The organism is Pseudomonas sp. R3-52-08 (assembly GCF_003851745.1).
In the GTDB taxonomy this organism is placed as follows: domain Bacteria; phylum Pseudomonadota; class Gammaproteobacteria; order Pseudomonadales; family Pseudomonadaceae; genus Aquipseudomonas.
Window position 1 is genome coordinate 461,342 of the sequence record NZ_CP027730.1, and the last position, 22,667, is coordinate 484,008.

Annotated in this window: 17 protein-coding genes; 5 read left to right on the top strand and 12 right to left on the bottom strand. The window is 61.7% G+C overall.

Annotation, left to right across the window (positions count from 1 at the left end; all coding sequences use genetic code 11):
* Positions 1-39: 39 nt before the first annotated feature.
* Positions 40-705: a polysaccharide lyase family 7 protein gene (locus C4J91_RS01985; protein WP_124360908.1), complete on the bottom strand. Its 666-nt coding sequence runs from the start codon at positions 703-705 to the stop codon at positions 40-42.
* A gap of 310 nt (positions 706-1,015) precedes the next feature.
* Here C4J91_RS01985 and C4J91_RS01990 point away from each other — a divergent pair, with 310 nt between their 5' ends.
* From C4J91_RS01990 to C4J91_RS02000, 3 genes are read left to right on the top strand one after another with little or no spacing between them, the layout of a single operon-like run.
* Positions 1,016-3,121 (top strand): bifunctional diguanylate cyclase/phosphodiesterase, encoded by a 2,106-nt coding sequence (locus tag C4J91_RS01990; RefSeq protein WP_124360909.1) that lies wholly within the window; start codon positions 1,016-1,018, stop codon positions 3,119-3,121.
* 42 nt (positions 3,122-3,163) lie between these two features.
* Positions 3,164-3,664, top strand: coding sequence for a M48 family metallopeptidase (locus tag C4J91_RS01995; RefSeq protein WP_065937088.1), 501 nt, complete (start codon positions 3,164-3,166; stop codon positions 3,662-3,664).
* Between the two features lie 17 nt (positions 3,665-3,681).
* Positions 3,682-3,978, top strand: coding sequence for a helix-turn-helix domain-containing protein (locus C4J91_RS02000; RefSeq protein WP_124360910.1), 297 nt, complete (start codon positions 3,682-3,684; stop codon positions 3,976-3,978).
* 106 nt (positions 3,979-4,084) lie between these two features.
* On the opposite strand, the gene C4J91_RS02005 is transcribed toward C4J91_RS02000, so the two are convergent.
* On the bottom strand, positions 4,085-4,537 hold the full coding sequence (locus C4J91_RS02005; protein WP_124360911.1) for a GNAT family N-acetyltransferase: 453 nt from the start codon (positions 4,535-4,537) through the stop codon (positions 4,085-4,087).
* Positions 4,538-4,736: 199 nt separating this feature from the next.
* Between C4J91_RS02005 and C4J91_RS02010 the strand changes: the two genes are divergently transcribed.
* Positions 4,737-5,474: an ABC transporter substrate-binding protein gene (locus C4J91_RS02010; RefSeq protein WP_124360912.1), complete on the top strand. Its 738-nt coding sequence runs from the start codon at positions 4,737-4,739 to the stop codon at positions 5,472-5,474.
* Positions 5,475-5,570: 96 nt separating this feature from the next.
* On the opposite strand, the gene yccS is transcribed toward C4J91_RS02010, so the two are convergent.
* The 10 genes from yccS to betI all read right to left on the bottom strand — a co-directional run bounded on the left by yccS (position 5,571) and on the right by betI (position 20,326).
* A complete protein-coding gene (gene yccS, locus C4J91_RS02015) occupies positions 5,571-7,754 on the bottom strand; it encodes a YccS family putative transporter (RefSeq protein ID WP_124360913.1) in 2,184 nt (727 codons plus the stop codon).
* Between the two features lie 221 nt (positions 7,755-7,975).
* Entirely contained in the window at positions 7,976-9,154 is a 1,179-nt protein-coding gene (locus C4J91_RS02020) for an NAD(P)/FAD-dependent oxidoreductase (protein WP_124360914.1), read from the bottom strand.
* 157 nt (positions 9,155-9,311) lie between these two features.
* Positions 9,312-10,649: an ATP-dependent RNA helicase DbpA gene (gene dbpA / locus C4J91_RS02025; protein ID WP_256657486.1), complete on the bottom strand. Its 1,338-nt coding sequence runs from the start codon at positions 10,647-10,649 to the stop codon at positions 9,312-9,314.
* 130 nt (positions 10,650-10,779) lie between these two features.
* Complete coding sequence (gene mdtD, locus C4J91_RS02030; protein WP_124360916.1) at positions 10,780-12,207, bottom strand: multidrug transporter subunit MdtD; 1,428 nt, start codon at positions 12,205-12,207, stop codon at positions 10,780-10,782.
* A gap of 35 nt (positions 12,208-12,242) precedes the next feature.
* Complete coding sequence (locus C4J91_RS02035) at positions 12,243-13,133, bottom strand: alpha/beta fold hydrolase (RefSeq protein ID WP_124360917.1); 891 nt, start codon at positions 13,131-13,133, stop codon at positions 12,243-12,245.
* 182 nt (positions 13,134-13,315) lie between these two features.
* Positions 13,316-14,632: a TldD/PmbA family protein gene (locus C4J91_RS02040; RefSeq protein WP_124360918.1), complete on the bottom strand. Its 1,317-nt coding sequence runs from the start codon at positions 14,630-14,632 to the stop codon at positions 13,316-13,318.
* A complete protein-coding gene (locus C4J91_RS02045) occupies positions 14,632-16,074 on the bottom strand; it encodes a TldD/PmbA family protein (RefSeq protein WP_124360919.1) in 1,443 nt (480 codons plus the stop codon). The genes C4J91_RS02040 and C4J91_RS02045 overlap by 1 nt, the downstream gene beginning before the upstream one ends.
* Positions 16,075-16,282: 208 nt before the next feature.
* Positions 16,283-17,989, bottom strand: coding sequence for a choline dehydrogenase (betA, locus tag C4J91_RS02050; RefSeq protein WP_124360920.1), 1,707 nt, complete (start codon positions 17,987-17,989; stop codon positions 16,283-16,285).
* 160 nt (positions 17,990-18,149) lie between these two features.
* Positions 18,150-19,622, bottom strand: a complete 1,473-nt coding sequence (betB, locus tag C4J91_RS02055) for a betaine-aldehyde dehydrogenase (RefSeq protein ID WP_124360921.1) — start codon at positions 19,620-19,622, stop codon at positions 18,150-18,152.
* A gap of 110 nt (positions 19,623-19,732) precedes the next feature.
* Positions 19,733-20,326 carry a transcriptional regulator BetI gene (gene betI / locus C4J91_RS02060; RefSeq protein ID WP_124360922.1) on the bottom strand — a complete coding sequence of 198 codons (594 nt, stop codon included), beginning with the start codon at positions 20,324-20,326 and terminating at the stop codon, positions 19,733-19,735.
* A 378-nt stretch (positions 20,327-20,704) separates the two neighbouring features.
* Between betI and C4J91_RS02065 the strand changes: the two genes are divergently transcribed.
* Positions 20,705-22,639, top strand: coding sequence for a BCCT family transporter (locus C4J91_RS02065; protein ID WP_256657488.1), 1,935 nt, complete (start codon positions 20,705-20,707; stop codon positions 22,637-22,639).
* Positions 22,640-22,667 lie beyond the last annotated feature (28 nt).

A 22,667-nucleotide genomic window follows, 5' to 3' on the forward strand; every position in this document is an offset into this window, starting at 1 on the left:
CCTCCCACAGGGTTCATCGGAACTTGCCTACTCACGATTTTACTCGTGATCAATATCCAACTTCGCAAACGTCACCTTTGCCCCTTCCTTGCTATCCCCGCTGTTGTCCTGCACATACACCCCGGCCTTGAAGTACAGCGGCTTGTCGGCCCAGGCTGCGCCGATGCGTTCATTCCACTCACTGTCGGCCGCGTACACGCTCAGTAGCCCGGCTTTGTTGAGGTTGATCACATAGGTGAAGGTCTTTTCCAGTGGCACATTGGAGGCAACGATGATTACCCGGCTTTCAGATTCGTCCGGGCGCATGCGCACTTTGGCGACGATGTTGCCGGTCTGGGTTTTTTCCTTGAACTGGTACTCCAGTTTGATCAGCGGTTTCTGACTGTCGTAGGCGTGGATCTGGCCGATCACAACCTTGCCGGTGGACGGTACCTGGTTGACGGTGAGCGTGGCGCGCAGGAAGTTATCGGCTTCGGGGTAGGTCCAGTTGCGCAAGCGCCCGTCGGCGTAGGTTTCGCGCAGTTCGCTGCGCGGGTAGATGGCGTTTTCCGTGCGGGTGCCGGTGACAGGGGTCCAGAACTGCACATCGCTGCCTTCGGCCTGGAAATACTGGTCATTGAAGCCGTTGAGCAGCTTCGGGGTTTCGATGGTCGTGGGCGGGGAGCCGACCGGAATGCTCAGGTTCCAGGTGGAAAGGTCGATCATGGTGTTGGCCTTTTACGAGGGGTGAAAGCTTTAGCCCGAGGGCTGCACAGCTTCTTTATAGGTGGTGTTAACCAAGTTGTTAACACTGACTGGCAATTTATTGGCGTCAGCAGAATGCCAAAAAGCCATGTTGCCCATGGTACGCGGGCTACAGAGCCTTACCGTTAGTCGGCTGCCTCGGCTTTGGCGCAATGATGGCATCGACGTTACTTCTGCTTTTTTATAACCGGGGCTAGAGTGAGGCCTCATTATTTGTCCGGTTTAAAGTACCCGAAGTGACCGGTGCAGTTCCTTAAGGAAGAGACGTAGCATGGATTGCGCTCCAAACCTCGGCGACGGCAGTTCAGTTCTCTTGGTGGTCGATGACTACCCGGAAAATCTCGTCAGCATGCGTGCAGTGTTGCAGCGCGAAGACTGGCGAATCATTACCGCCGCTTCCGGTCTGGAGGCCCTGGAATTGCTACTGGTCCACGACGTCGATCTGGTATTGCTGGATGTGCGGATGCCCGGTATGGATGGCTTCGAGGTGGCACGCCTGATGCGGGGCAGCCAGCGTACGAGCATGACGCCGATCATCTTTCTCACCGCCGATGCACAGTCGCCCGATGCGGTGCTCAAAGGCTATGCCAGCGGTGCGATCGACTACCTGTTCAAGCCCTTCGACCCGCATATCCTCAAGCCCAAGGTGCAGGCGCTGTTGGAGCATCAGCATAATCGCCGCGCCCTGCAGCGGTTGAGCCATGACCTGGAGGCCGCCCGCGCCTTCAATGCCTCGGTGTTGGACAACGCCGCCGAAGGCATTCTGGTGGTGGGCGAGGGCAGCGTGATTGAGTATGCCAACCCTGCGATCTCCAGGCTGCTCAACGCCACAATGGCGGAGTTGCAGGGCGAGAGTTTCTTGAGCTTCCTGCAAAAACCCCATGTGCCAGCCTGGTTGGGGTTCCCGATGTACGAGGCCTATCGCAAAGGCGAAACGTGGCGCTTGCACGATGCCATCTTGCGCACCAGCCGTGGTCAACAGGTGCCGGTGGCGTTGTCGTGCGCGCCCTTGCCCGCAGAGCAGAAGGCGATGGTGGTGACGGTGCTGGACATGTCCGAGGTGCGTCACTTGCACCAGCAGCTGGAGTTCCAGGCGGTGACCGACCCGTTGACCGGGCTGCTCAATCGTCGCGGCTTCTACCAGACAGTGGGCAACATGTTGTCGCGCAGCGAGCGCAATGAGCAGTCGCTGGTGTTGCTGTACCTGGATCTGGATGGCTTCAAACGAGTCAACGATACCTTGGGCCACGACGCCGGTGATCGCGTGCTGCGCTGGGTTTCCGAGCAGATGCAGGCGTGCTTGCGCTCCTACGACATTCTGGGACGCATGGGCGGGGATGAATTCACTGCCTTGCTGGAGCTGGAGTTCCCGGAGCAGGCGGCGAAGATTGCGGAGAAACTGATCGAACGGGTGTCGGTGTGCCAGCAGGTCGACGGTCTGGAGGTGATGCTTGGGGTCAGCATCGGTATTGCGACGTTTCCCGACTGTGGCTCGGATCTGAGCGGTTTGTTGCGCGCGGCGGACATCGCCATGTACGAAGCCAAGCGCGCCGGCCGTCAGCAGTATCGCTATTACGACCAGGAAATGAACGGCCGAGCCCGTTCACGCCTGATGCTGGAAGACAGTGTGCGCACCGCGATTCAAAACAAGGAATTCACCTTGGTGTACCAGCCGCAGGTGTCACTGGAGAACGGGCGCTTGCGCGGTGTCGAGGCGTTGCTGCGCTGGCAGCACCCGAGCGTCGGCGATGTGTCGCCGGGTCTGTTTTTGCCGTTGCTGGAAGAGGCGCGCTTGATCAGCCAGTTGAGCACTTGGATTTACCAGCAAGTCGCCGCCCAACGCCAGGCCTGGCAAGCGGCGTTCGATGAAGAGCTGGTGCTGAGCGTGAGCCTGAGCAGCAGCCAGTTCAATATGCCTAACCTGGCCAGTCAACTGCGCCAGGTCCTCGAAAGGCACGGGCTACAGGGGCGGCAGTTGGAAGTGGAAATCGGTGAAGACTGCCTGATGAGTAACCTTGAGGAGTCGACCAAGCAGCTCAAGCTGTTGCGTGGGCTTGGGGTGCGTATCGCCCTGGATGACTTTGGCTCAGGGCGTTGTTCCCTGGCGCATTTGCGCGACCTGGCGTTCGACACCCTCAAGCTGGACCCGCAATTGGTGGCCCGCCTGCCAGGCTCGGCACGGGATGCAGCGATGGCGCGCAGCATCATCGAGCTGTGCGGGCATTTCGATGTTTTGGTGATCGCCGAGGGCGTAGAAACCCTTGAGCAGTCGCAGTGGCTCAAGGCCCATGGGTGCTCGTTCATCCAGGGCACCTGGGCGGCGGCACCGCTGATGGCCGAGGACGTGGTCGGTTGGTCGCACCCTCACACGCTTTGAATTCGCTACACTGGCGCCCGTCCGAACCACGTTGCAGACCCCATGACCGCGTTGAAATACCTCCAGGCCTATCCCGCTGCCCTTCAGGAGCAAGTTCGCCAGCTGATCGCCAAGGACCAGTTGGGCGCCTACCTGGAGCAGCGTTATCCCGAGCGGCACGCCGTGCAGAGCGACAAGGCCTTGTACAGCTACGCCCTGGCCTTGAAGCAGGAACACCTGCGCAATGCGCCGTCGATCGACAAGGTGCTGTTCGATAACCGCCTGGACCTGACCCACCGCGCCCTGGGCCTGCACACCACGATTTCCCGAGTGCAGGGCGGCAATCTCAAGTCCAAGAAAGAGATCCGCATCGCCTCGCTGTTCAAGGAAGCGGCCCCCGAGTTCCTGCGCATGATCGTGGTGCACGAGCTGGCGCACTTCAAGGAATCGGACCACAACAAGGCGTTCTACAAACTCTGTGAACACATGATGCCCGGCTACCACCAGGTGGAATTCGACCTGCGGGTGTACCTCACCTGGCGCGATCTGCAGGGCAAGCCCTAATCACAAGGCGATTGACCATGGATGTGAGCAAGACCAAGAGCAGCTTCTACCGCCGCCTGTATGTGGCGTACCTGATCGACAGCGGCCTGGCCAGCAGCGTCCCTGCATTGACCGAAGCGACTGGCATGCCCCGGCGCACGGCGCAGGACACGATTGCGGCGTTGGCCGATCTGGATATTGTGTGCGAGTTCGAGCAGGAGGATGGCGCCCGTAACCATGCCGGGCGTTATCGGATTCGTGATTGGGGGGCGATTGATCGACGGTGGATCGAGGCTAATCTGGTGTCGATCAAGCGGGTATTGGGTTATCCCTGAAGGCTTGCAGTGCCTGGCCTGACGCTATCGGGGGCAAGCCCCCTCCCACACTTGATCGGGTTCACACGGTCAAAATGTGGGAGGGGGCTTGCCCCCGATGAGGCCCTCAGAGTCGCCGCATCCCGATATGTGGAATATCGTCTTCCAGGTATTCCTCTCCCGCCACCACAAACCCGTACCGTCCGTAATACCCCTGCAAGTGCGCCTGGGCTGACAGAAAAATTGGTGTCTCGGGCCAGATATCCTCGATCTGCTTGAGGGCCTCTTCCATCATCAAATGCCCCAGCCCGGTGCCGCGTGCCGATGGCGCGACGATCACTCGACCGATCACCACATCGCCGCCTTGGGTCTCTGGGTCCAGCAGCCGCAGGTAGGCCACCAGTTCATTGTCGTTCCAGGCCATCAAGTGGTGGGTATCGCCTGACAGGTCCTGCCCGTCAATGTCCTGGTAAACGCATTTCTGTTCAACGACGAACACCTCGCCGCGCAGGCGCAGGATGGCATAAAGCTGCTCTTTGCCCAGATCGTCGTGATGTTTGCAGACCCAATCAACCGTCATGATGTGCGCTCTTGTCAAAGGCTTGGCAGGGATAGTAAGCGCGACCGGCGCTGCTGTCTAAAACCGGCTATTTTGTGAATGGCGTCAATTTGCCATCATTCAGTGCATGCACGGCCGACTTCTTTGTGTAATAAGCAATACACGCTCATTGATGAGCTACTGTTATCAGGCCATCGCCTGCCCGCCAAGGATTTTAAGCATGCCGCGATTGTCTCGTGCCGTTGCTTTGATTGCAGTGCTGCTGCTGGCCCAACCGGTGGTGGCGCAGCGTCTGCGCCTGGTGGCGGATGGTTGGCCACCGTTCACCGATGTCACCTTGGTCAACGGTGGGCTGGCCACGGATATCGTCAGCACCGCGCTGGCTCGGGCGGGGTACGCCAGTGATTTTGAGCAGGTGCCTTGGGCGCGCGCCCTGAAGGGTGTAGGCGATGGGCGCTACGACGTGCTGATCAACGCGTGGTACGACGATGCCCGCACGCAGCTGGGGCAGTTTTCCGAGCAATATCTGGTCAACCGAGTGCGTTTTATCAAGCGTCGCGACGACGCTATCGATTATCAGAGCCTGGAACAGTTGCACGACGAAAGCATCGCCGTGGTGCGCGGTTATGCCTATTCGGCGGCGTTCGACCAGGATGCGCTGTTACAGAAAGTCCCGGTGCATAACTTTGCCATGGCCGTGCGCATGCTGGCGGCGGGCCGTGTGCGGCTGACCCTGGAAGACGAGTACGTGGCGCGTTACTACCTGGCGCGGGAATCGCCGAGGGTGCGCAATGCCGTGGAGTTCCTGGGCAAGCCGCTGAGCGAGAACAGCCTGCATATTCTGGTCAGCCTGAAGAACCCCGAGCATGCGCAGATCGTGGCCGGCTTTGATCGGGAGATTGCCAGGATGAAGGCGGATGGCAGTTATGCCAAGTTGATGAAGGCCCATGGGATGTAATGTTCTTGAGGGCCTCATCGGGGGCAAGCCCCCTCCCACAATTTTGATTTGTGAACACAGTCAAAATGTGGGAGGGGGCTTGCCCCCGATGGCGTTCTAAGCCGCACGGGTATCCTTGATCAAATGCGCCGCCAACGTCCGCAACGGCCCCAACTGCCGACAGATCAACGCCAACTGCGTTTGCACCAGCCGCTGGCCTTCGTCGATTTCATCCGGCATCTGCTCAAGCTGCGCCGCCAGTGCTTCCTCCTCATCACTCTGAATCGCAATCGGCTGTTTATTGGCCAATCCGGTGGCGATCTCATCGATGCTCAATGCCAGCGCGTGCCCGGCACCGTCGATCAACTGCTCACGCACCTCGGCCGGCAGCGGGGTGTCGCGGTGTGCGCCAAGGCCCGACAAGTAGCTGAGCAGGGTGTGCGACAGCACCAGGAACCTGAAGCCCACATCCGCTTCCTTACGGAAATGCCCCGGTTCCATCAGCATGTTCGCCAGGGTGGTGGACAGCGCCGCATCGGCGTTGTGCGCGTTGCGACGGGCCAGGCGGTAGGCAAGGTCGTCGCTCTTGCCAGCGGCGTACTGCTGCATGATCTGGCGCAGGTAGATGCTGTTGCAGGTCAGGGTATTGGCCAGCACTTTGTTCAGGCGGCGGCCTTGCCAGTCCGGCAGGAACAGGAACACCGCCAGGCCCGCGATCAGACTGCCGAGCAGGGTATCGAAAAGGCGTGGCAGGAACAGTCCGTAGCCATCGCCCACTTGGTTGAAGCAGAACAGCACCATCAGGGTGATCGCCGCCGTGGCCAGGGTGTAGCGCGTGGTGCGATTGATAAAGAACACCAGGCCGGCGGCGATGGCGAACATCGACTGCACCACCGGGCTGGGAAACAGGTCGAACAGCGCCCAGGCCACCGTGAGGCCGATGGCGGTGCCGATGATCCGCTGGCCGAGTTTGCGTCGCGTCGCACCGTAGTTCGGTTGGCACACAAAGAGCGTGGTGAGGATGATCCAGTAGCCCTGTGAGGCGTGAATGGCATGCAGCGTGGCGTAGCCGACGGTCAATGCCAGGGACAGGCGCAAAGCGTGACGAAACAGCAGCGAGGTCGGCGTGAGCTGGGTGCGCAGGCGCGTCCACATTTCCTTGAGGTTGCGCGGGGCGCGGTCCAACAGGTTGCTGTCGGTGGCGTCGGCCAGGGCATCGGGGTTGCTCGCGTCGCCGAGCAGGCGGTCGAGGGTGGACAAGTTGGCGGCCAGGGCCCGCAACGAGCGCAGCAAACCGCGCCAGGCCGGGTTGCTCTGGATGCGCAGGTGTTCCAGGGAGGCGTTCAAATCGCCCAGGGCTTCGGCGAAGCTGTCGTCATAGATGAAGGGCTGGCGCAGCTGGATCGACTCGGCCAGGGCCTGGCACGCCTTGCCTTGCTGGCGCAGCAGGCGTTGACAGCGGAACAGCACGTCGCTGTGGAAGAAGGCTTCGGCCAGGGCGTTATACGGGTAATGGGACGAGCTGGCGCGCTCGTGGATGTCTTGCGCCAGGAAGTACAGCTTCAGGTAACGGCTGACCTTCGAGCCTGGGCGACCGTTGCCGACGCGGTGCAGGATGATTTCCTTGGCGGCATTCAAGGCGGCGACGACCCGGCCATTTTGCTGGGCCAATTCCAGGCGCCGCGCCTCTACGTCCAGCTGGCGGATCGGTTCGAACAGCGACGACTTGAGCTTGAGATAACGCCCCAGCTCGCGGAACAACCGCGCCAGGCTCTGCTGCACCGGCTGGTTGGAAAACAGCGCCTGCCAAAGCACCGACAGCACGCCGTACCAGGCCGCACCCGCCACCAGCAGCAAGGGCTCGTGCCAGAAATCACTGACGGCCCCGCCGCGCTGGTCCACGCCGATCATGGTATAGACCGACAGAATCAACGTGGCCGAGGCAATCGCGCCATAGCGTTCGCCGAGCGCGCCGAGCATGGTCAGGCCGAACGTGGCCAGGGCCAGGGAGGCCGCGAAAATCCAGGGGTAAGGGAACAGCAACTCCACCGACAGCGCCGCGATGCTGAAGCACACCAGCGTCACCGCCAGGGCGTTGAGGCGGCCTTGCCAACTGTCATCGGTCTCGGCCAGGGCGCTGGCGATAATCCCCAGGAACAGCGGGATCAACAGCGTCATTTCATCCTGATACCAGCACAGCGCCATGCTGCCGGTGAGGGCGATGAATACCCGAATGCTGTAGCTGAATTTATCCAGTGCCCACAGGCGCCGCAGGGACTGCTTGAACGAGGTCGATGACATGAAGTCGGGAGTCTTCCGGGACGATGCCGCTAAATTGAGCTATCAAGGACGCCACGGCAAGGGTGGTGATCACATCCACCCGCAAAATATTTCCCTGGCTCACCGCAGACCAAATGTGGGAGGGGGCTTGCCCCCGATAGCAGTGGACCATTCAACTCATCAGGTGACTGACACACTGCTATCGGGAGCAAGCCCCCTCCCACATTTTTTACCGTGTCGTGTCAGACGTACTGCGCAGCCGCATAGCCTGACGCCCAGGCCCACTGGAAGTTGAACCCGCCCAAGTGCCCGGTGACATCCAGCACTTCACCGATAAAGTACAGCCCTGGGCTTTTCAGCGACTCCATGGTCTTGGAAGACACTTCCCGCGTGTCCACCCCGCCCAATGTCACCTCGGCGGTGCGATAGCCCTCCGTGCCCGCCGGTACCAACTGCCAGCTGCCGAGCATCGAAGCGATGTCGGCAATTTCGGCGTGGGTGTACTGCTTCATCGGCTTGGACGCGAACCAGCTCTCCGCCAGCAGATTGGCCATCTTCTTGGTGAAAATCTCGCCCAGCAGGGTTTTCAGCTCGCTGTTGGGGCGCTCGGCCTGTTGCTGTTGCAGCCAGGCGTGGGCATCGTGGTCGGGCAGCAGGTTGATTTCCACGGTGTCGCCGGATTCCCAGTAGGAAGAAATCTGCAGGATCGCCGGCCCGCTCAGGCCGCGATGGGTAAACAGGATGTTCTCGCGAAAGCTCTGGCCGTTGCAGCTGACCAGGCAGTCCACCGAGGTGCCCGACAGCTCGCCGCACAAGTCCTTGAGCTGATCGGTGATGGTGAACGGCACCAGTCCCGCGCGGGTCGGCAGCAGCTCATGGCCAAATTGCCTGGCCACTTGATAACCGAAGCCGGTGGCGCCCAGGGTCGGGATCGACAGGCCGCCCGTGGCGATCACCAAGGACTCGCAGCGCAGTTCGCCCAGGGTGGTCTGCAACTGGTAGCCGTGGTCGACCTTGGCGATGGCTTCAATCGAGGTGTCCAGGTGCAGGCTCACGCCGGTCTGGATGCATTCGTCGAGCAGCATGCCGAGGATGTCGCTGGACTTGTTGTCGCAGAACAGCTGGCCGAGTTTCTTTTCGTGGTACGGCACGCCGTGCTTGGCCACCAGCCCGATAAAGTCCCACTGGGTATAGCGCGCCAGTGCCGACTTGCAGAAGTGCGCGTTGTGCGAGAGGAAGTTGGCCGGCTCGGTGTACAGGTTGGTGAAATTGCAGCGGCCACCGCCGGACATCAGGATCTTTTTGCCGGCCTTGTTCGCATGGTCGATCAGCATCACCTTGCGCCCCCGCCCGGCGGCGGTCAGCGCGCACATCAAGCCTGCGGCGCCGGCGCCAATGATCACAACTTCGGTCGAGCGCACAGCAATGTCCTCATACAAATTCTGAATTGGAATACAGTCAAATGTGGGAGGGGGCTTGCTCCCGATGGCGGTGTGTCAGTCAGTACATCTAGCACTGATACACCGCTATCGGGGGCAAGCCCCCTCCCACATTGGATTTTCATTGGATGGAAGAGCCTTACAGAATTCGCACGCGCAACGAACGGCCCTTGATCTTGCCGTCGTTCAAACGCTGCAGTGCCTGCTTGGCGACCCCGCGTTCCACGGCGACGAAGGCCTGGAAGTCAAAGATCGCGATCTTGCCGACCTGGGCTCCCGGAATCCCGGCATCGCCGGTCAGTGCGCCAAGGATGTCGCCTGGGCGAACCTTGTCTTTACGCCCAGCGGCGATGCACAGGGTGCTCATCTGCGGCAGCAGCGGGCCGCCGCTCTGCGGCTTGAGGTTGTCCAGCTGGTCCCAGTTCAAGGGCGACTTTTGCAACTGCTCGATGGCTTGGGCACGGTGCGCTTCGGACGGCGCCACCAGGCTGATGGCGATGCCGGTCTCACCCGCGCGACCGGTACGGCCGACACGGTGGATATGGATTTCCGAGTCGCGGGCCAGTTCGACGTTGATCACCATGTCCAGTGCGTCGATGTCCAGGCCACGGGCGGCCACGTCGGTGGCTACCAGGACCGAGGTGCTGCGGTTGGCGAACATGGCCAGCACCTGGTCGCGGTCACGCTGCTCGAGGTCGCCATGCAGGCCAACGGCGGAGATGCCTTTGGCCGTCAGGTGGTCGACGGTTTCCTGCACTTGCTGCTTGGTGAAGCAGAACGCCACGCACGAAGCCGGGCGGAAATGCGCCAGCACCTTGGTCACGGCGTCCATGCGCTCTTCCGGCGAGATCTCGTAAAAACGCTGCTCGATCTGGTCGTCGGAGTGGAAGGCTTCGGCTTTCACCTGTTGCGGCGCGCGCATGAACTTGGAGGCCAACTGCTTGATGCTCACCGGGTAGGTGGCCGAGAACAGCAGGGTCTGGCGGCGTGGCGGGGTCTTGCTGATGATGTCTTCGATGGCGTCGTAGAAACCCATGTCGAGCATGCGGTCGGCTTCATCGAGGATCAGCGTGTTCAACCCGTCCAGTACCAGCGAACCTTTGCGCAAGTGCTGCTGGATACGCCCCGGGGTGCCGACGATCACGTGGGCACCGTGCTCAAGGGAGGCGATCTGTGGGCCGAGGGACACGCCACCGCACAGGGTCAGCACCTTGATGTTGTCTTCGGCGCGGGCCAGGCGACGGATTTCCTTGGCCACCTGGTCGGCCAGCTCGCGTGTCGGGCACATCACCAGCGCCTGGCAACCGAAGTAGCGCGGGTTGATCGGGTTCAGCAGGCCGATACCGAACGCGGCGGTCTTGCCGCTGCCGGTCTTGGCCTGGGCGATCAGGTCCAGCCCCTTGAGGATCACCGGCAAGCTCTGCGCCTGGATCTGCGTCATCTCGACATAACCCAGCGAGTCGAGGTTAGCCAGCATGGCGGCGGACAGGGGCAAAGTATTAAAAGCGGTGGCGATGGTGGTCACGGGACTGGCTCTGCAAAACAAAATGTCGCGCAGTGTACCAGTCTCGTGGGAATTTCCCCGCAAGTTCTAGACGAGACGCCGGTCAATGCTCCAGGTCATGCTCGCGGCTGACCACGCGTTTGCCGTCTTTTGGCGACAATTGCAGGAAGATCGCCGCCGCCAGCATGGCCATGATGCCCACCGTGAGGAACGTCAGCTGGAACGCGCCCAGTACCGTATTCACCCCATCGTTGCCGGTCTCCAAGGTAAAACCGCCGAGCAGCGCACCGGCACAGGCCACGCCCAGGCTCAGGGACAGTTGCGCCACCACCGACAGCAAACTGTTGCCGCTGCTGGCCTGGGCGTCGTCGAGGTCGATCAGCGTCACGGTGTTCATCGCGGTGAATTGCAGGGAGTTGATCGCGCCCAGCACCGCGAGCATGCCCAGCAGCACCGGATAGGGCGTCTGCTCGCTGACCAGGCCCATGCTCGCCAGCATCGCGCCCAGAGCCAGGGTGTTGCCGGTGAGCACCACGCGATAACCCAGGCGCTCGATCAGCGGCCGCGCGATGGACTTGGCAAACATCGCCGCCGCTGCAAGCGGCAGCATGCTCATGCCGGCTTCCGACGGTGAATAACCCAACGCCACCTGCAACAGCAAGGGCACCAGGAACGGCAAGGCGCCGCTGCCCAGGCGTGCGAACAGGTTGCCGAGGATGCCCACGGCAAAGGTGCGGGTCTTGAACAGCACCGGGGAGAACAGCGGGTTATCGATATGCCCGGCGCGCAGCCAATACGCCGCCAGGCACGCCAGGCCACCGAACAGCAGCAGCATCACCCGCAGGTGCGGCAAGTGCAGTTCGCCCAGGCCTTCCATGGCGATGGTGATCAGCACCATCGCCGCGCCGAACAGCACAAAGCCCAGGCCATCGAAGCGCGTGCGCTCGCTGCCGCGCAGGTCGGGAATGAATTTCCACACGGCATAGCAGCCGATCATGCCCACCGGCAGGTTAATCAGGAAGATCCAGTGCCAGGTCAGGTATTGCACCATCCAGCCGCCCAGGGTCGGGCCGAGCAACGGGCCGAGCAGGCCGGGGATTGTGATGAAACCCATGATCCGCACCAGCTCGGAACGGGGGTAGGCGCGCAGCACCACCAGGCGCCCGACCGGCAGCATCAGCGCCCCGCCCAAACCCTGGATCACCCGCGCGCCCACCAGCATGCTCAAGCTGCTGGACAGGGCGCACAGCAATGATCCGATGCTGAATAGCAAAATGGCGCCAAAGAAGATTTTCTTGGTGCCGAAGCGATCGGCGATCCAGCCGGATGCAGGAATCAGCAAGGCGACGGTGAGCATGTAGGCAATGACTACGCCCTGCATGCGCAGCGGGTTTTCCGCCAGGTCCCGGGCCATGGCCGGCAACGCCGTATTGAGGATCGTCCCGTCCAGCGACTGCATGAAGAAGGCAATCGCTACCACCCAGGGTAACCAGCGGGCGGTCTTGGCGTCGAGAGGGGCACGATTCGGCATGGGATCCCTTTTGTTAGCAGGCTATGTGTCGGCGATTATGCGCCATCCGTCGCTGCTTTTCCCACTGGCGGTTCGTCTAAGTCCGACAAGGCGGCGTGTTCACCGACCAAAAAATCCAGCAAGGCGCGGTGCACCGCCAGCGCCGCCTCGCGGGATTCCAGGTCGAGCAAATGGCCAGTATGTTCGGCCACGGCGAAGCTGCTGCGCCTCACGTAACTGCCGAACAGTTGTGCATCGGCGGCGGGGGTGTATTCGTCCAGCATGCCGTTGAGAAAGTGCACCGGCGTTTCAATCTGCCTGAGCGCCGGCAGGTAGTTGCCGTCGCCCAATGCCAACACCTGATGGATATGAAAGCGTGCCTGGCGATACTCGGTGGTGGCCATGTTCGCCAGATGGCGGTGGTTGTTGCGCTTGAGGCGGGGCGACAAGTATTTCCCGACCGTCTCGTTGAGCAGATGGCCGACGGCGGATTTGTCATCGGCCTCGATCAACACGCGTACGCGCTCCACGTACTCGAGCATCGCCTGGTTGAGGTTGGGCGCCAGGGCCATCACTACCGAGCTTTCGATGGAGGGCGGGTTATAGGCCAGGGTCAGCAGCGTGGAGATGCCACCCCATGAGGCCGAGACCAGATGGTTGACCGCAAAGCGCTGCACCAGCGCCCGCAGGATCTGCACTTCGTCATCCTTGGTGACCAGGTCGAGGTCGGTGTTGTGCTCGCGGGAATAGCCGGAGAAGGGCAGGTCGAACAGCAGCACATTGAAATGCTCGGCCAGGCATTTGCTGGTGCGGGCAAAGGAGCGCGTGGTGGACAGGGCGCCATTGACCATCAGCACGGTTTTTCTGTGTGGGTCGTTGCCCAGTTGCTCTACGTGGACGTTGTAATGCTTGTACAGCTTGTCTATGACAAAACTTGCCTGGGTCATCGCAACACTCCCTGTCGTGTGGCGGTATGCCATTAGCTTTTATAACGGGGTTTATTGCGGGCGACAACAGGCCGCCCGGAGTATGGGATTGAACGGTAGGAATGGGCTCAGCGAAGTGTCCGAAATCAACACAGGACAATGTGGGAGGGGGCAAGCCCCCTCCCACATTGGATGTGCGGTGCTTAGAGGGTTAGCGTCAGACGTTTGACCAGGGCGCCTGGCAGCAGGTTGGACGCGGTGTTGCGCTGGCCATACGTACTGGCCGACAGCAGCAGTTCCCGATCAACAGTCAGCGCTTCCAACTGCGAGCCCAGCAGGCTGAACACGCTGTCATCAAAGCGCATGGTGCTGACCGGCGCCTTGATCTCGCCGTCTTCCACCCAGAACGTGGCGAAGCGGGTCATGCCGGTCAGGCGCGCCGCCGGCAGGTCGGAGTAGTTCAGGTACCACAGGTTGCTGATGTACAACCCGGTGCCCAACTGCTTGAGGATATCGGCCTGGGCCAGGTTGCCAGCAGCCATTTGCAAGGCGCTGGGGGACTCGTCGCTGCTGGCGCCATTGGCGCTCAGGCCATATTCGGCGGCGCTGCGCGAGTTGACCAATTGGCCGTCGGCCTGGCCGGCATGGATCAACGTGACGTCACTGCGCGGGTAGCCTTCGCTGGAAAATGCCTGGCTCAGTGAACCGCTGATCTGCTCGGTTACGGTTACCAGCGGGCTCAGGTGTTGTTCCCCGGCATACAGGCGTTGCAGCGAACTGCCTTTGCTGGCGATGGCCTGCGCGGAAAAACCGCCCCAGGTCACGATGCTGATGATTTCTTCGAGTGCCGCCGGAGCGAGGTAGGCGCGGTACTGTCCGGGTGCCAGCGGGTGCAACGGTCGGCCGAGGAATTCAAGTTGGTCGCGGGCCTGTTGTACGCGCCGGGCGAACTCGTCACTGTCCCAGGTGTGCCCGGCGTAGCTGGCCTTGACCGCTTCGCCATTGGCATGGAACAGACTGAAGTCGAAGTTGAAGCTATTGGCCTGGTGCCAGCCGAACGCGCCGTCGGAGCTGGCAAAGCCACGGCTGATCGGGCCAGCGGCATAGAAGCCGACCAGGTCCACGCCTTCGGCGGCCTGGCTGATGTCTTGCAGCACCTGGGTCAGTTCCGGCAAGGGTCGCAGTTGTTCGTTGTGGCTTTGCCAGGCGTTGTGGTTCAGCAGCAGGTAGGGGTCTGGCGGCAGCAGCGGCAAGGTTTCGCGCAACTGTTGCAGGCCTGTGGCGAGGCGTTGGCGGTCCAGTTGCGGATCACCCGCCAGGGTGATGCCGAGGTCAGCATGGCGACCGGCGTTGATCAGCTTGAGGTTGAGGCTGGCCTGTTGCACCTGGCCGGCCTGGCGTACCTGGGCGTGGTTGAAACGCACGAACTCGGACGCTTCAGCGGCAAAGCCGAGGTGAAACTGTTCCTGCTCGGTGATGGCCTGTTTGAGCCAGTCCACCAGTGCCTTGAAGTCGTTCATCAGGCATCTCCCCCAAATACGTCGACGTTACTGAACACACACGCCGGCGAAGCATGGCCGACGCGGATCACCTGGTTGGGTTCGCCTTTGCCGCAGTTCGGTGTGCCCAGCACCTTGAAGGTGCTGGCATCGCCGACCGCGCTGAGCTTGCGCCAGAACTGCGCGGAAATGGCACGGTAGTTGGGGTTCTTGACCACGCCCTTGAGTTCGCCGTTTTCGATCAGTTGGCCCCATTCGCAGCCGAACTGGAATTTGTTGCGCGCATCGTCGATGGACCAGGAGCGATTGGTCGACATCAGGATGCCGTGTTCGATACCGCCAATCAGCTGGGCCAGGCTCTGATCACCCGCCTCGATATTGAGGTTGGCCATGCGGTCGATCGGCGGGCGGTTCCAACTGCTGGCACGGCTGTTGGCCACACCGCCCAGCCCCGCGCGAAATTGCGACAACGCGCCGCCCAACGGCTTGAGCAGCAGCCCTTCGCGAATCAGGAACTGTTTGCTGGCGCGGCTGCCGTCATCGTCATGGCTGTAGCTGGCGAGCTGTTCGGGGATGTCCGGGTCGAACGTCACGTTGAGCAGGTTGGAGCCGTATTGCAGATGGCCGAAGTCGCTGGCCTTCACGAAGCTGGTACCGGCGTAGTTGCGCTCGTCGCCCAGAATGCGGTCCAGCTCCAGCGGGTGACCGATGGACTCGTGGATCTGCAGGATCATCTGGTCGGGCATCAGCAGCAGGTCACGCGGACCCTGGGGCGTGTTCGGTGCCAGCAGCAGTTGCAGGGCCTCATCGGCCACACGCGGCGCGGCGCCGATCAGGCCGAAGCGGCTGATCACGTCAAACCCGCCTTGCTGGCCGAAGTTGCTGCCGCCAAGGGTGCGGGTCTGGCTGTCCTTGCCATCGAAGGCGGTGACGTTGACGCCGGGAAACACAAAGCGCTGGGCCTGGCGCAATTGCGCGCCGGCGGTGTTGAGGTAGATCTGTTCGACCGTGGTCTGGCCGAGGCTGACGTTCCAGCTCACCAGGCGCTCGTCCCTGGGCACGGCGGCCGACTCATCGCCGAGCAGTTGGTAGCAGTCGCTCAGGGACGGGAAGGGCTGGTCGAAGTCGGGAGACAGGTAGTCGGCAACGTCACTCGACACCGCTTGCTCGCGCAGGTCGAGCAGCGCGTGGGGCTTGATCCGCCGGGCCTGCTGCTCGGCACGTTCGAGGGCGGCTTGCAGGCCGGCCAGGGACAGATCATTGGTCGCGGCGTAGGCTTCGACGCCGTTGAGGCGCACGGTGAGCATGGCACCTTCGTCATGGCTCAAGTGTGGCGGTTCGGCGACGTTCTTGCGCACCGACAGATACCGGCCGGATTCGCGCACATAGCGCAGGGAGAAGAATTGGGCGGTGGTGCGCAGGGCACTGAAGTGTTGTTTGAGCGTGGCGTGGTGTTCGAACATGGGGCCTTCCTTGTGGGCAGCTCAGCGCGGGGCAGGCCAACAGAGTAGGCCGGGGCTGGGGGCTGATCAAGGAGGGGGAGGTGATCGTTCCCACGCTCCGCGTGGGAATGCATCCTGTGACGCTCCGCGTCACGACCTCAAGAGCAGACGCAGAGCGTCCAGGGCGGCATTCCCACGCGGAGCGTGGGAACGATCGGTTGGCGGTGTATCAGTTATTGCGCAGCGGCCCCACTTCACGCAGCGGCTTGCCACGCACCGGCGCGTCACCCGCCACGTAGTAGTCGGCGGTGCTGCGCGGCAGCGGCTGGCGGCTGCGGATCTTGTCGGCGATTTTCTCGGCGATCATGATCGTCGGGGCGTTCAGGTTGCCGGTGGTGATGATCGGCATGATCGACGCATCCACCACACGCAGGCCCTGCATGCCATGCACGCGGCCCTCGCCATCGACCACCGCCATCTCGTCGGTGCCCATCTTGCACGAGCAGGACGGGTGGAACGCGGTCTCGGCGTGCTCGCGGATGAACTGGTCGAGCTGTTCATCGGTTTGCACCTCGATACCCGGGCTGATTTCGCGGCCACGGTATGGGTCCAGTGCCGGCTGCTGCATGATTTCACGGGTCAGGCGGATGCCGTCGCGAAATTCCTGCCAGTCCTGCTCGGTGGCCATGTAGTTGAAGAGGATGCTTGGGTAGTCCCGTGGGTTCTTCGACTTCAGCTGCACACGGCCACGGCTCGGCGAACGCATGGAGCCCATGTGCGCCTGGAAACCGTGCTCTTTCACCCCGTTGCTGCCGTTGTAGTTAATCGCGACCGGCAGGAAGTGATACTGGATGTTCGGCCATTCGAATTCCGGACGCGAACGGATAAAACCGCCGGCTTCGAACTGGTTGCTGGCGCCAATGCCCGTGCCGTTGAACAGCCACTCGGCACCGATGGCCGGCTGGTTGTACCAAAGCAGCGAGGGATACAGCGACACCGGCTGAGTGCACGCATATTGCAGGTACAGCTCAAGGTGGTCCTGCAGGTTTTCGCCGACGCCTGGCAGGTCGTGGACCACCGGGATGTCGAGGCTTTCCAGCAGTTTGGCCGGGCCGACGCCGGAGCGTTGCAGCAGCTGCGGCGAAGCGATTGCGCCGCTGCAGACCAGCACTTCTTTACGCGCACGTGCTTCAACACGCTCTTCAGCGGCGCCGATCAGGTAACGCACGCCGACCGCACGCTTGCCTTCGAACAACACTTTGTCGGTGAGGGCGTGGGTGACGATGGTCAGGGTCGAACGCTTCTTGGCAACGTCCAGGTAACCGCGTGCGGTGCTGGCGCGACGGCCGTTCGGCGTGACGGTGCGGTCCATCGGGCCGAAGCCTTCTTGCTGGTAACCGTTCAAGTCTTCGGTACGCGGGTAACCGGCCTGCACGCCGGCTTCAACCATGGCGTGGAACAGCGGATTGTTGCCGGCTTTGGGCGTGGTCACGCTGACCGGGCCTTCGCCACCGTGGTAGTCGTTGGGGCCGATGTCGCGGGTTTCGGCTTTGCGGAAATACGGCAGGCAGTCCAGGTAGGTCCAGTCTTCCAGGCCCGGCAATTTCGCCCAGTTGTCGTAGTCCATGGCGTTGCCACGGATGTAGCACATGCCGTTGATCAGGGAAGAGCCACCCAGGCCCTTGCCACGACCGCATTCCATCCGGCGACCGTCCATGTGTGGCTCTGGGTCGGTCTCGTAGGCCCAGTTGTAGCGACGGCCTTGCAGCGGGAACGCCAGGGCGGCGGGCATCTGGGTACGGAAGTCGAGGCGGTAGTCCGGGCCACCGGCTTCCAGCAACAGGACGGTGACGCCTTCGTCTTCGGTCAGACGGGTCGCCAGGGTGTTACCGGCAGAGCCGGCACCCACAATGATGTAGTCGTATTCTTGGGACATTGAATGCACCCTCTTTGAAGTGTGGTCAGGTCGGGCCTCATCGGGAGCAAGCCCCCTCCCACATTTGACTGTATTTACACATCTGAACCTGTGAACACAGTCAGTGTGGGAGGGGGCTTGCCCCCGATAGCGGCCTCAAAGGCACTACAAGGCTCGGTTCTTAAAACACCGAGGCGTAATCGCCCAGCTCAACCTGTACCGATTTGATGCGCGTGAAGTTATTCAGCGAGCTGATCCCGTTTTCACGGCCCACGCCGGATTGCTTGTAGCCACCGACCGGCATCTTCGCGTCGGACTCGCCCCAGGCGTTGATCCAGCAGATACCCGCTTCCAGCTGGTGAATCACGCGGTGCGCGCGGTTCAGGTCTTTGGTCACCAGGCCGGCAGCCAGACCGAAGTCGGTGTCGTTGGCGCGGCGGATCACTTCTTCTTCGGTTTCATAGGTGAGGATGCTCATCACCGGGCCGAAGATCTCTTCACGCACGATCACCATGTCATCGGTGCAGTCGGTGAACACGGTCGGTGCGACGAAGGCGCCCTTGGCCAAGTCGCCGTCGGTCAGGCGGTCGCCGCCGCACAGCAGGCGTGCGCCTTGCTCTTTGCCTTTGGCGATGTAGCCCAGCACGCTTTCCATGTGCGCAAAGCTGACCAGCGGGCCGAAGTTAGTATTGTCATCTTGCGGGTCGCCCACACGGATGCGCGCAACACGTTCAAGAATCTTGGCTTCGAACGCCGCTTGCAGGTGCTTGGGCACGAACACACGGGTGCCGTTGGTGCAGACCTGGCCGGAGCTGTAGAAGTTGGCCATCATCGCGATGTCGGCGGCACGGTCCAGGTCGGCGTCTTCGAACACGATCAGTGGCGACTTGCCGCCCAGTTCCATGGTCACTTCCTTGAGCGACGAGCTCGACGCGCTGGCCATGACTTTCTTGCCGGTGTCGGTGCCGCCGGTGAACGAGACTTTCTCGATGCGTGGGTGTTCGGTCAGCCAGGTGCCGACTTCACGGCCGCTGCCGGTCAATACGTTGAATACGCCGGCTGGAACACCCGCCTCGGTGTAGATCTCGGCCAGTTTCAGGGTGGTCAGCGAGGTGACTTCGCTTGGCTTGAAGATCATCGCGTTGCCGGCGGCCAGGGCCGGTGCGGATTTCCACAGGGCGATCTGGATCGGGTAGTTCCACGCGCCGATACCCGCAACCACGCCCAGCGGCTCGCGGCGGGTGTAGACGAAGGACGTGTCGCGCAGCGGAATCTGCTCGCCTTCGATGGCTGGCACCAGGCCCGCGTAGTATTCCAGCACGTCGGCGCCGGTGACGATGTCCACGTATTTGGTTTCGGAGAAGGCTTTGCCGGTGTCCAGGGTTTCCAGGGCGGCCAGCTCATCGTTGCGCTCGCGCAGGATGTCGACGGCGCGGCGCAGGATGCGCGAACGCTCCATGGCGGTCATGGCGGCCCAGATCTTCTGGCCTTTTTCAGCGCTGACCACGGCACGCTCGACGTCTTCCTTGGTTGCGCGTTGCACTTGGGCGAGAACTTCACCGTTAGCCGGGTTGATGGCTTCGAAGGTGGCATCGCTGCCAGCGTCGCTGTAGCCGCCGTCAATGTAGAGTTTTTGCAGGTCGAAACGGGCCATAAAGTCCTCGCAAGTGCATAAGTGGTTGGCGTTACCCGCCGAACAGTGGGCCATGTGGATGTGGCAATACTGCGCGGCGGACGTTCAGGGGTTGAGCGTTTATAAGGGCTCTAACTCACCTGCTTGGCCAATTGGAAATCCATGTAGTCGTAAGCGATCCGTTGCGCCTGCTCCGTGTCGAAAGCGTCTCCCGACAAGGCGCCGCGCAACCACAAACCGTCGATCAGGGCCGCCAGGCCTCGAGCTGCGCTGCGTGCCTCGGGTAACGGCATCGCACGGCGGAACTGGCAGCACAGGTTGGAATACAGGCGGTGATCGTTGATCCGCTGCAACCTGTGCAAAGACGGGTGATGCATGCTGGTGGCCCAGAAGGCCAACCAGGTTTTCATTGCCGGGCCGTTGACCTGGCTGGCGTCGAAGTTGCCTTCGATGATCACCCGCAGATGCGCCCGTGGGCTGTCATCGTTCAGGGCACGCCGGCGTTCCTGGACGTTCTCGATCAGCGCGTTCATCAGGTAACGCATCGTCGCTGCGATCAGGCCGTTCTTGTCCTGAAAATAGTGACTGATGATGCCATTCGAGACACCCGCCAGACGGGCGATCAGCGCAATGCTGGCATCTCCCATCCCAACCTGATCGATGGCCGTCAAAGTGGCTTCGATCAACTGCTGGCGGCGTATGGGTTGCATACCGACCTTGGGCATGTAGCACCTCTCCTTTGGCCTGCCGACAGGCGATCCACGTCCATCGGCTTGAGGGCCAGTCTATTTTGTTTTGATTGAACGTTCAATCAACAAAGAATAAGCTCTGCGACAAATCGTCGCTGCTGACAGGTATTTCCTACTTTCGGACAGCGACGTCTGACACCTGGAAAACCCTTGGAACGCCCCATTTACCGCTGCGGCAGGGGCCAGGGAATTTTGAGGTGTCTTTATAACACCCGTCCGTCGACTGCCGAAAAATCGATGTCCCGGGATAACCGTTGCCTTGTGTTTCTCTCTCGCACTGCCCGGAGCATCTGCGCCATGAGTTCTGCCTCTCTTATAAAGACCCCGCCGGAAAAGGTCCGGGTCAACGGTTGGGTGTTCTACACCTCCACCGCGCTGATTCTGTTGTTGACCGCCATCCTGATCATCGCCCCGCAGGAGGCCGGGCGCATGCTCGGCGTCGCCCAGGCCTGGCTGTCGAAAAGCTTCGGCTGGTACTACATGGTGGTCATCGCCGCCTACCTGGTGTTCGTGGTCGGCCTGGCGTTTTCGTCCTACGGCAAGTTGAAACTGGGCAGCAAGGACGACACCCCGGACTTCAGCTACGGCGCCTGGGCCGGCATGCTGTTTTCGTCGGGCATCGGCATTTCGCTGCTGTACTTCGGCGCCTCCGAGCCCCTGGACCACTACTTCAACCCGCCCGAAGGCACGGCCGCCAGCAATGGCGCGGCACGTCAGGCGCTGCAACTGACCTTCCTGCACTGGGGCCTGCATGGCTGGGCGATCTATGCGCTGGTCGGCCTGGCTGTGGCGTACTTCGCGTACCGCCACAACCAGCCGCTGGCCCTGCGTTCGGCGCTGTACCCGCTGGTGGGCGAGCGTTGGGTGAAGGGCGCGGCCGGCCATGCGGTGGACGGTTTCGGCATGTTCGTGACCCTGCTCGGGCTGGTGACCAACCTGGGGATCGGTTCGATGCAGGTGTCGTCCGGGTTGGAAAACCTGTTCGGCATGGCGCACAGCAACACCAACCTGCTGATCGTGATCATCGTAATGAGCACGGTGGCGACTATCGCTGCGGTGTCGGGTGTGGAGAATGGCATCCGCCGCCTGTCCAACCTCAACATCGTGTTGTTCAGCGGTTTGCTGATCTTCGTGCTGCTGTTCGGCCCCACCCTGCACCTGCTCAACGGCCTGGTGCAAAACACCGGTGACTACCTCAACGGCATCATTCTGAAAACCTTCGACCTCTATGTGTACGAAGGCGACGCCGACAAGACCGAGCGCTGGATGGGCCTGTGGACCCTGTTCTACTGGGCCTGGTGGATTTCCTGGGCGCCCTTCGTAGGCATGTTCATTGCGCGCATTTCCCGTGGCCGCACCGTGCGCGAACTGGTCGCCGGCGTGCTGCTGATCCCGCTGGGCTTCACCCTGGCGTGGTTGTCGATCTTCGGTAACTCGGCGTTGGACCTGGTGCTGAACCATGGCGCGGTGGAGCTGGGCAAGACCGCGCTGGAACAGCCGTCCATGGCCATCTACCAGCTGCTTGAGCATTACCCAGCGTCGAAAATCGTCATCGGTGTGTCGATCTTCGTGGGCTTCGTGCTGTTCTTGACGCCTGCCGATTCCGGCGCGGTGATGATGGCCAACCTGTCGTGCAAAGGCGGCAACGTGGATGAAGATGCGCCGCACTGGCTGCGGATCTTCTGGTCGGCGGTGATCACCCTGGTGACCATTGGCCTGCTGTTCGCCGGCAACTTCGAAGCCATGCAGACCATGGTGGTGCTGGCGGGTTTGCCGTTCTCGGTGGTGCTGATTCTGTTCATGTTCGGTTTGCACAAGGCCATGCGCCAGGATGTGGCCATCGAACAGGAGCAGGCGCAGTTGGCTGAACGCGGGCGCCGGGGGTTCAGCGAGCGCCTGACCGCGCTCGACCTGCAACCGAGCCAGGGCACCGTGCAACGCTTTATGGACAAGCACGTCACGCCGGCATTGGAAGAAGCCGCCACAGCGTTGCGCGAGCAGGGATTGGAAGTGCAAACCTTGCTGGGCAAATCCAAACGCTGCATCGGTGTGCGGATCGAGATGGAAGAGGGCAACCCGTTCGTCTACGAAGTCAGCCTGGATGCCTATTCCTCGGCGCCCACTGACCTGCCCGAAGAAGAACGCACCCGCTACTACCGCGCCGAGGTGTACCTGCACAACGGGCCGCAGGAATACGACCTGATGGGCTTCACCCAGGAGCAGATCACCCGTGACGTGCTCGATCAGTTCGAAAGCCATCGCCAGCTCCTTGGCCGGGTCTATAGCTGATAGTGGAACCTGGTGGTGTCCTCAATGA

What these genes read in the sequence shown, in the direction of transcription:
- C4J91_RS02040 (WP_124360918.1), bottom strand. Translation starts at nt 14,632, where the DNA reads ATGAACGACTTCAAGGCACTGGTGGACTGGCTCAAACAGGCCATCACC.
- mdtD (WP_124360916.1), bottom strand. Translation starts at nt 12,207, where the DNA reads ATGCCGAATCGTGCCCCTCTCGACGCCAAGACCGCCCGCTGGTTACCC.
- C4J91_RS02035 (WP_124360917.1), bottom strand. Translation starts at nt 13,133, where the DNA reads ATGACCCAGGCAAGTTTTGTCATAGACAAGCTGTACAAGCATTACAAC.
- C4J91_RS02010 (WP_124360912.1), top strand. Translation starts at nt 4,737, where the DNA reads ATGCCGCGATTGTCTCGTGCCGTTGCTTTGATTGCAGTGCTGCTGCTG.
- betI (WP_124360922.1), bottom strand. Translation starts at nt 20,326, where the DNA reads ATGCCCAAGGTCGGTATGCAACCCATACGCCGCCAGCAGTTGATCGAA.
- C4J91_RS02005 (WP_124360911.1), bottom strand. Translation starts at nt 4,537, where the DNA reads ATGACGGTTGATTGGGTCTGCAAACATCACGACGATCTGGGCAAAGAG.
- C4J91_RS02045 (WP_124360919.1), bottom strand. Translation starts at nt 16,074, where the DNA reads ATGTTCGAACACCACGCCACGCTCAAACAACACTTCAGTGCCCTGCGC.
- betA (WP_124360920.1), bottom strand. Translation starts at nt 17,989, where the DNA reads ATGTCCCAAGAATACGACTACATCATTGTGGGTGCCGGCTCTGCCGGT.
- C4J91_RS02000 (WP_124360910.1), top strand. Translation starts at nt 3,682, where the DNA reads ATGGATGTGAGCAAGACCAAGAGCAGCTTCTACCGCCGCCTGTATGTG.
- yccS (WP_124360913.1), bottom strand. Translation starts at nt 7,754, where the DNA reads ATGTCATCGACCTCGTTCAAGCAGTCCCTGCGGCGCCTGTGGGCACTG.
- C4J91_RS01985 (WP_124360908.1), bottom strand. Translation starts at nt 705, where the DNA reads ATGATCGACCTTTCCACCTGGAACCTGAGCATTCCGGTCGGCTCCCCG.
- betB (WP_124360921.1), bottom strand. Translation starts at nt 19,622, where the DNA reads ATGGCCCGTTTCGACCTGCAAAAACTCTACATTGACGGCGGCTACAGC.
- C4J91_RS01990 (WP_124360909.1), top strand. Translation starts at nt 1,016, where the DNA reads ATGGATTGCGCTCCAAACCTCGGCGACGGCAGTTCAGTTCTCTTGGTG.
- C4J91_RS01995 (WP_065937088.1), top strand. Translation starts at nt 3,164, where the DNA reads ATGACCGCGTTGAAATACCTCCAGGCCTATCCCGCTGCCCTTCAGGAG.
- dbpA (WP_256657486.1), bottom strand. Translation starts at nt 10,649, where the DNA reads ATGCTGGCTAACCTCGACTCGCTGGGTTATGTCGAGATGACGCAGATC.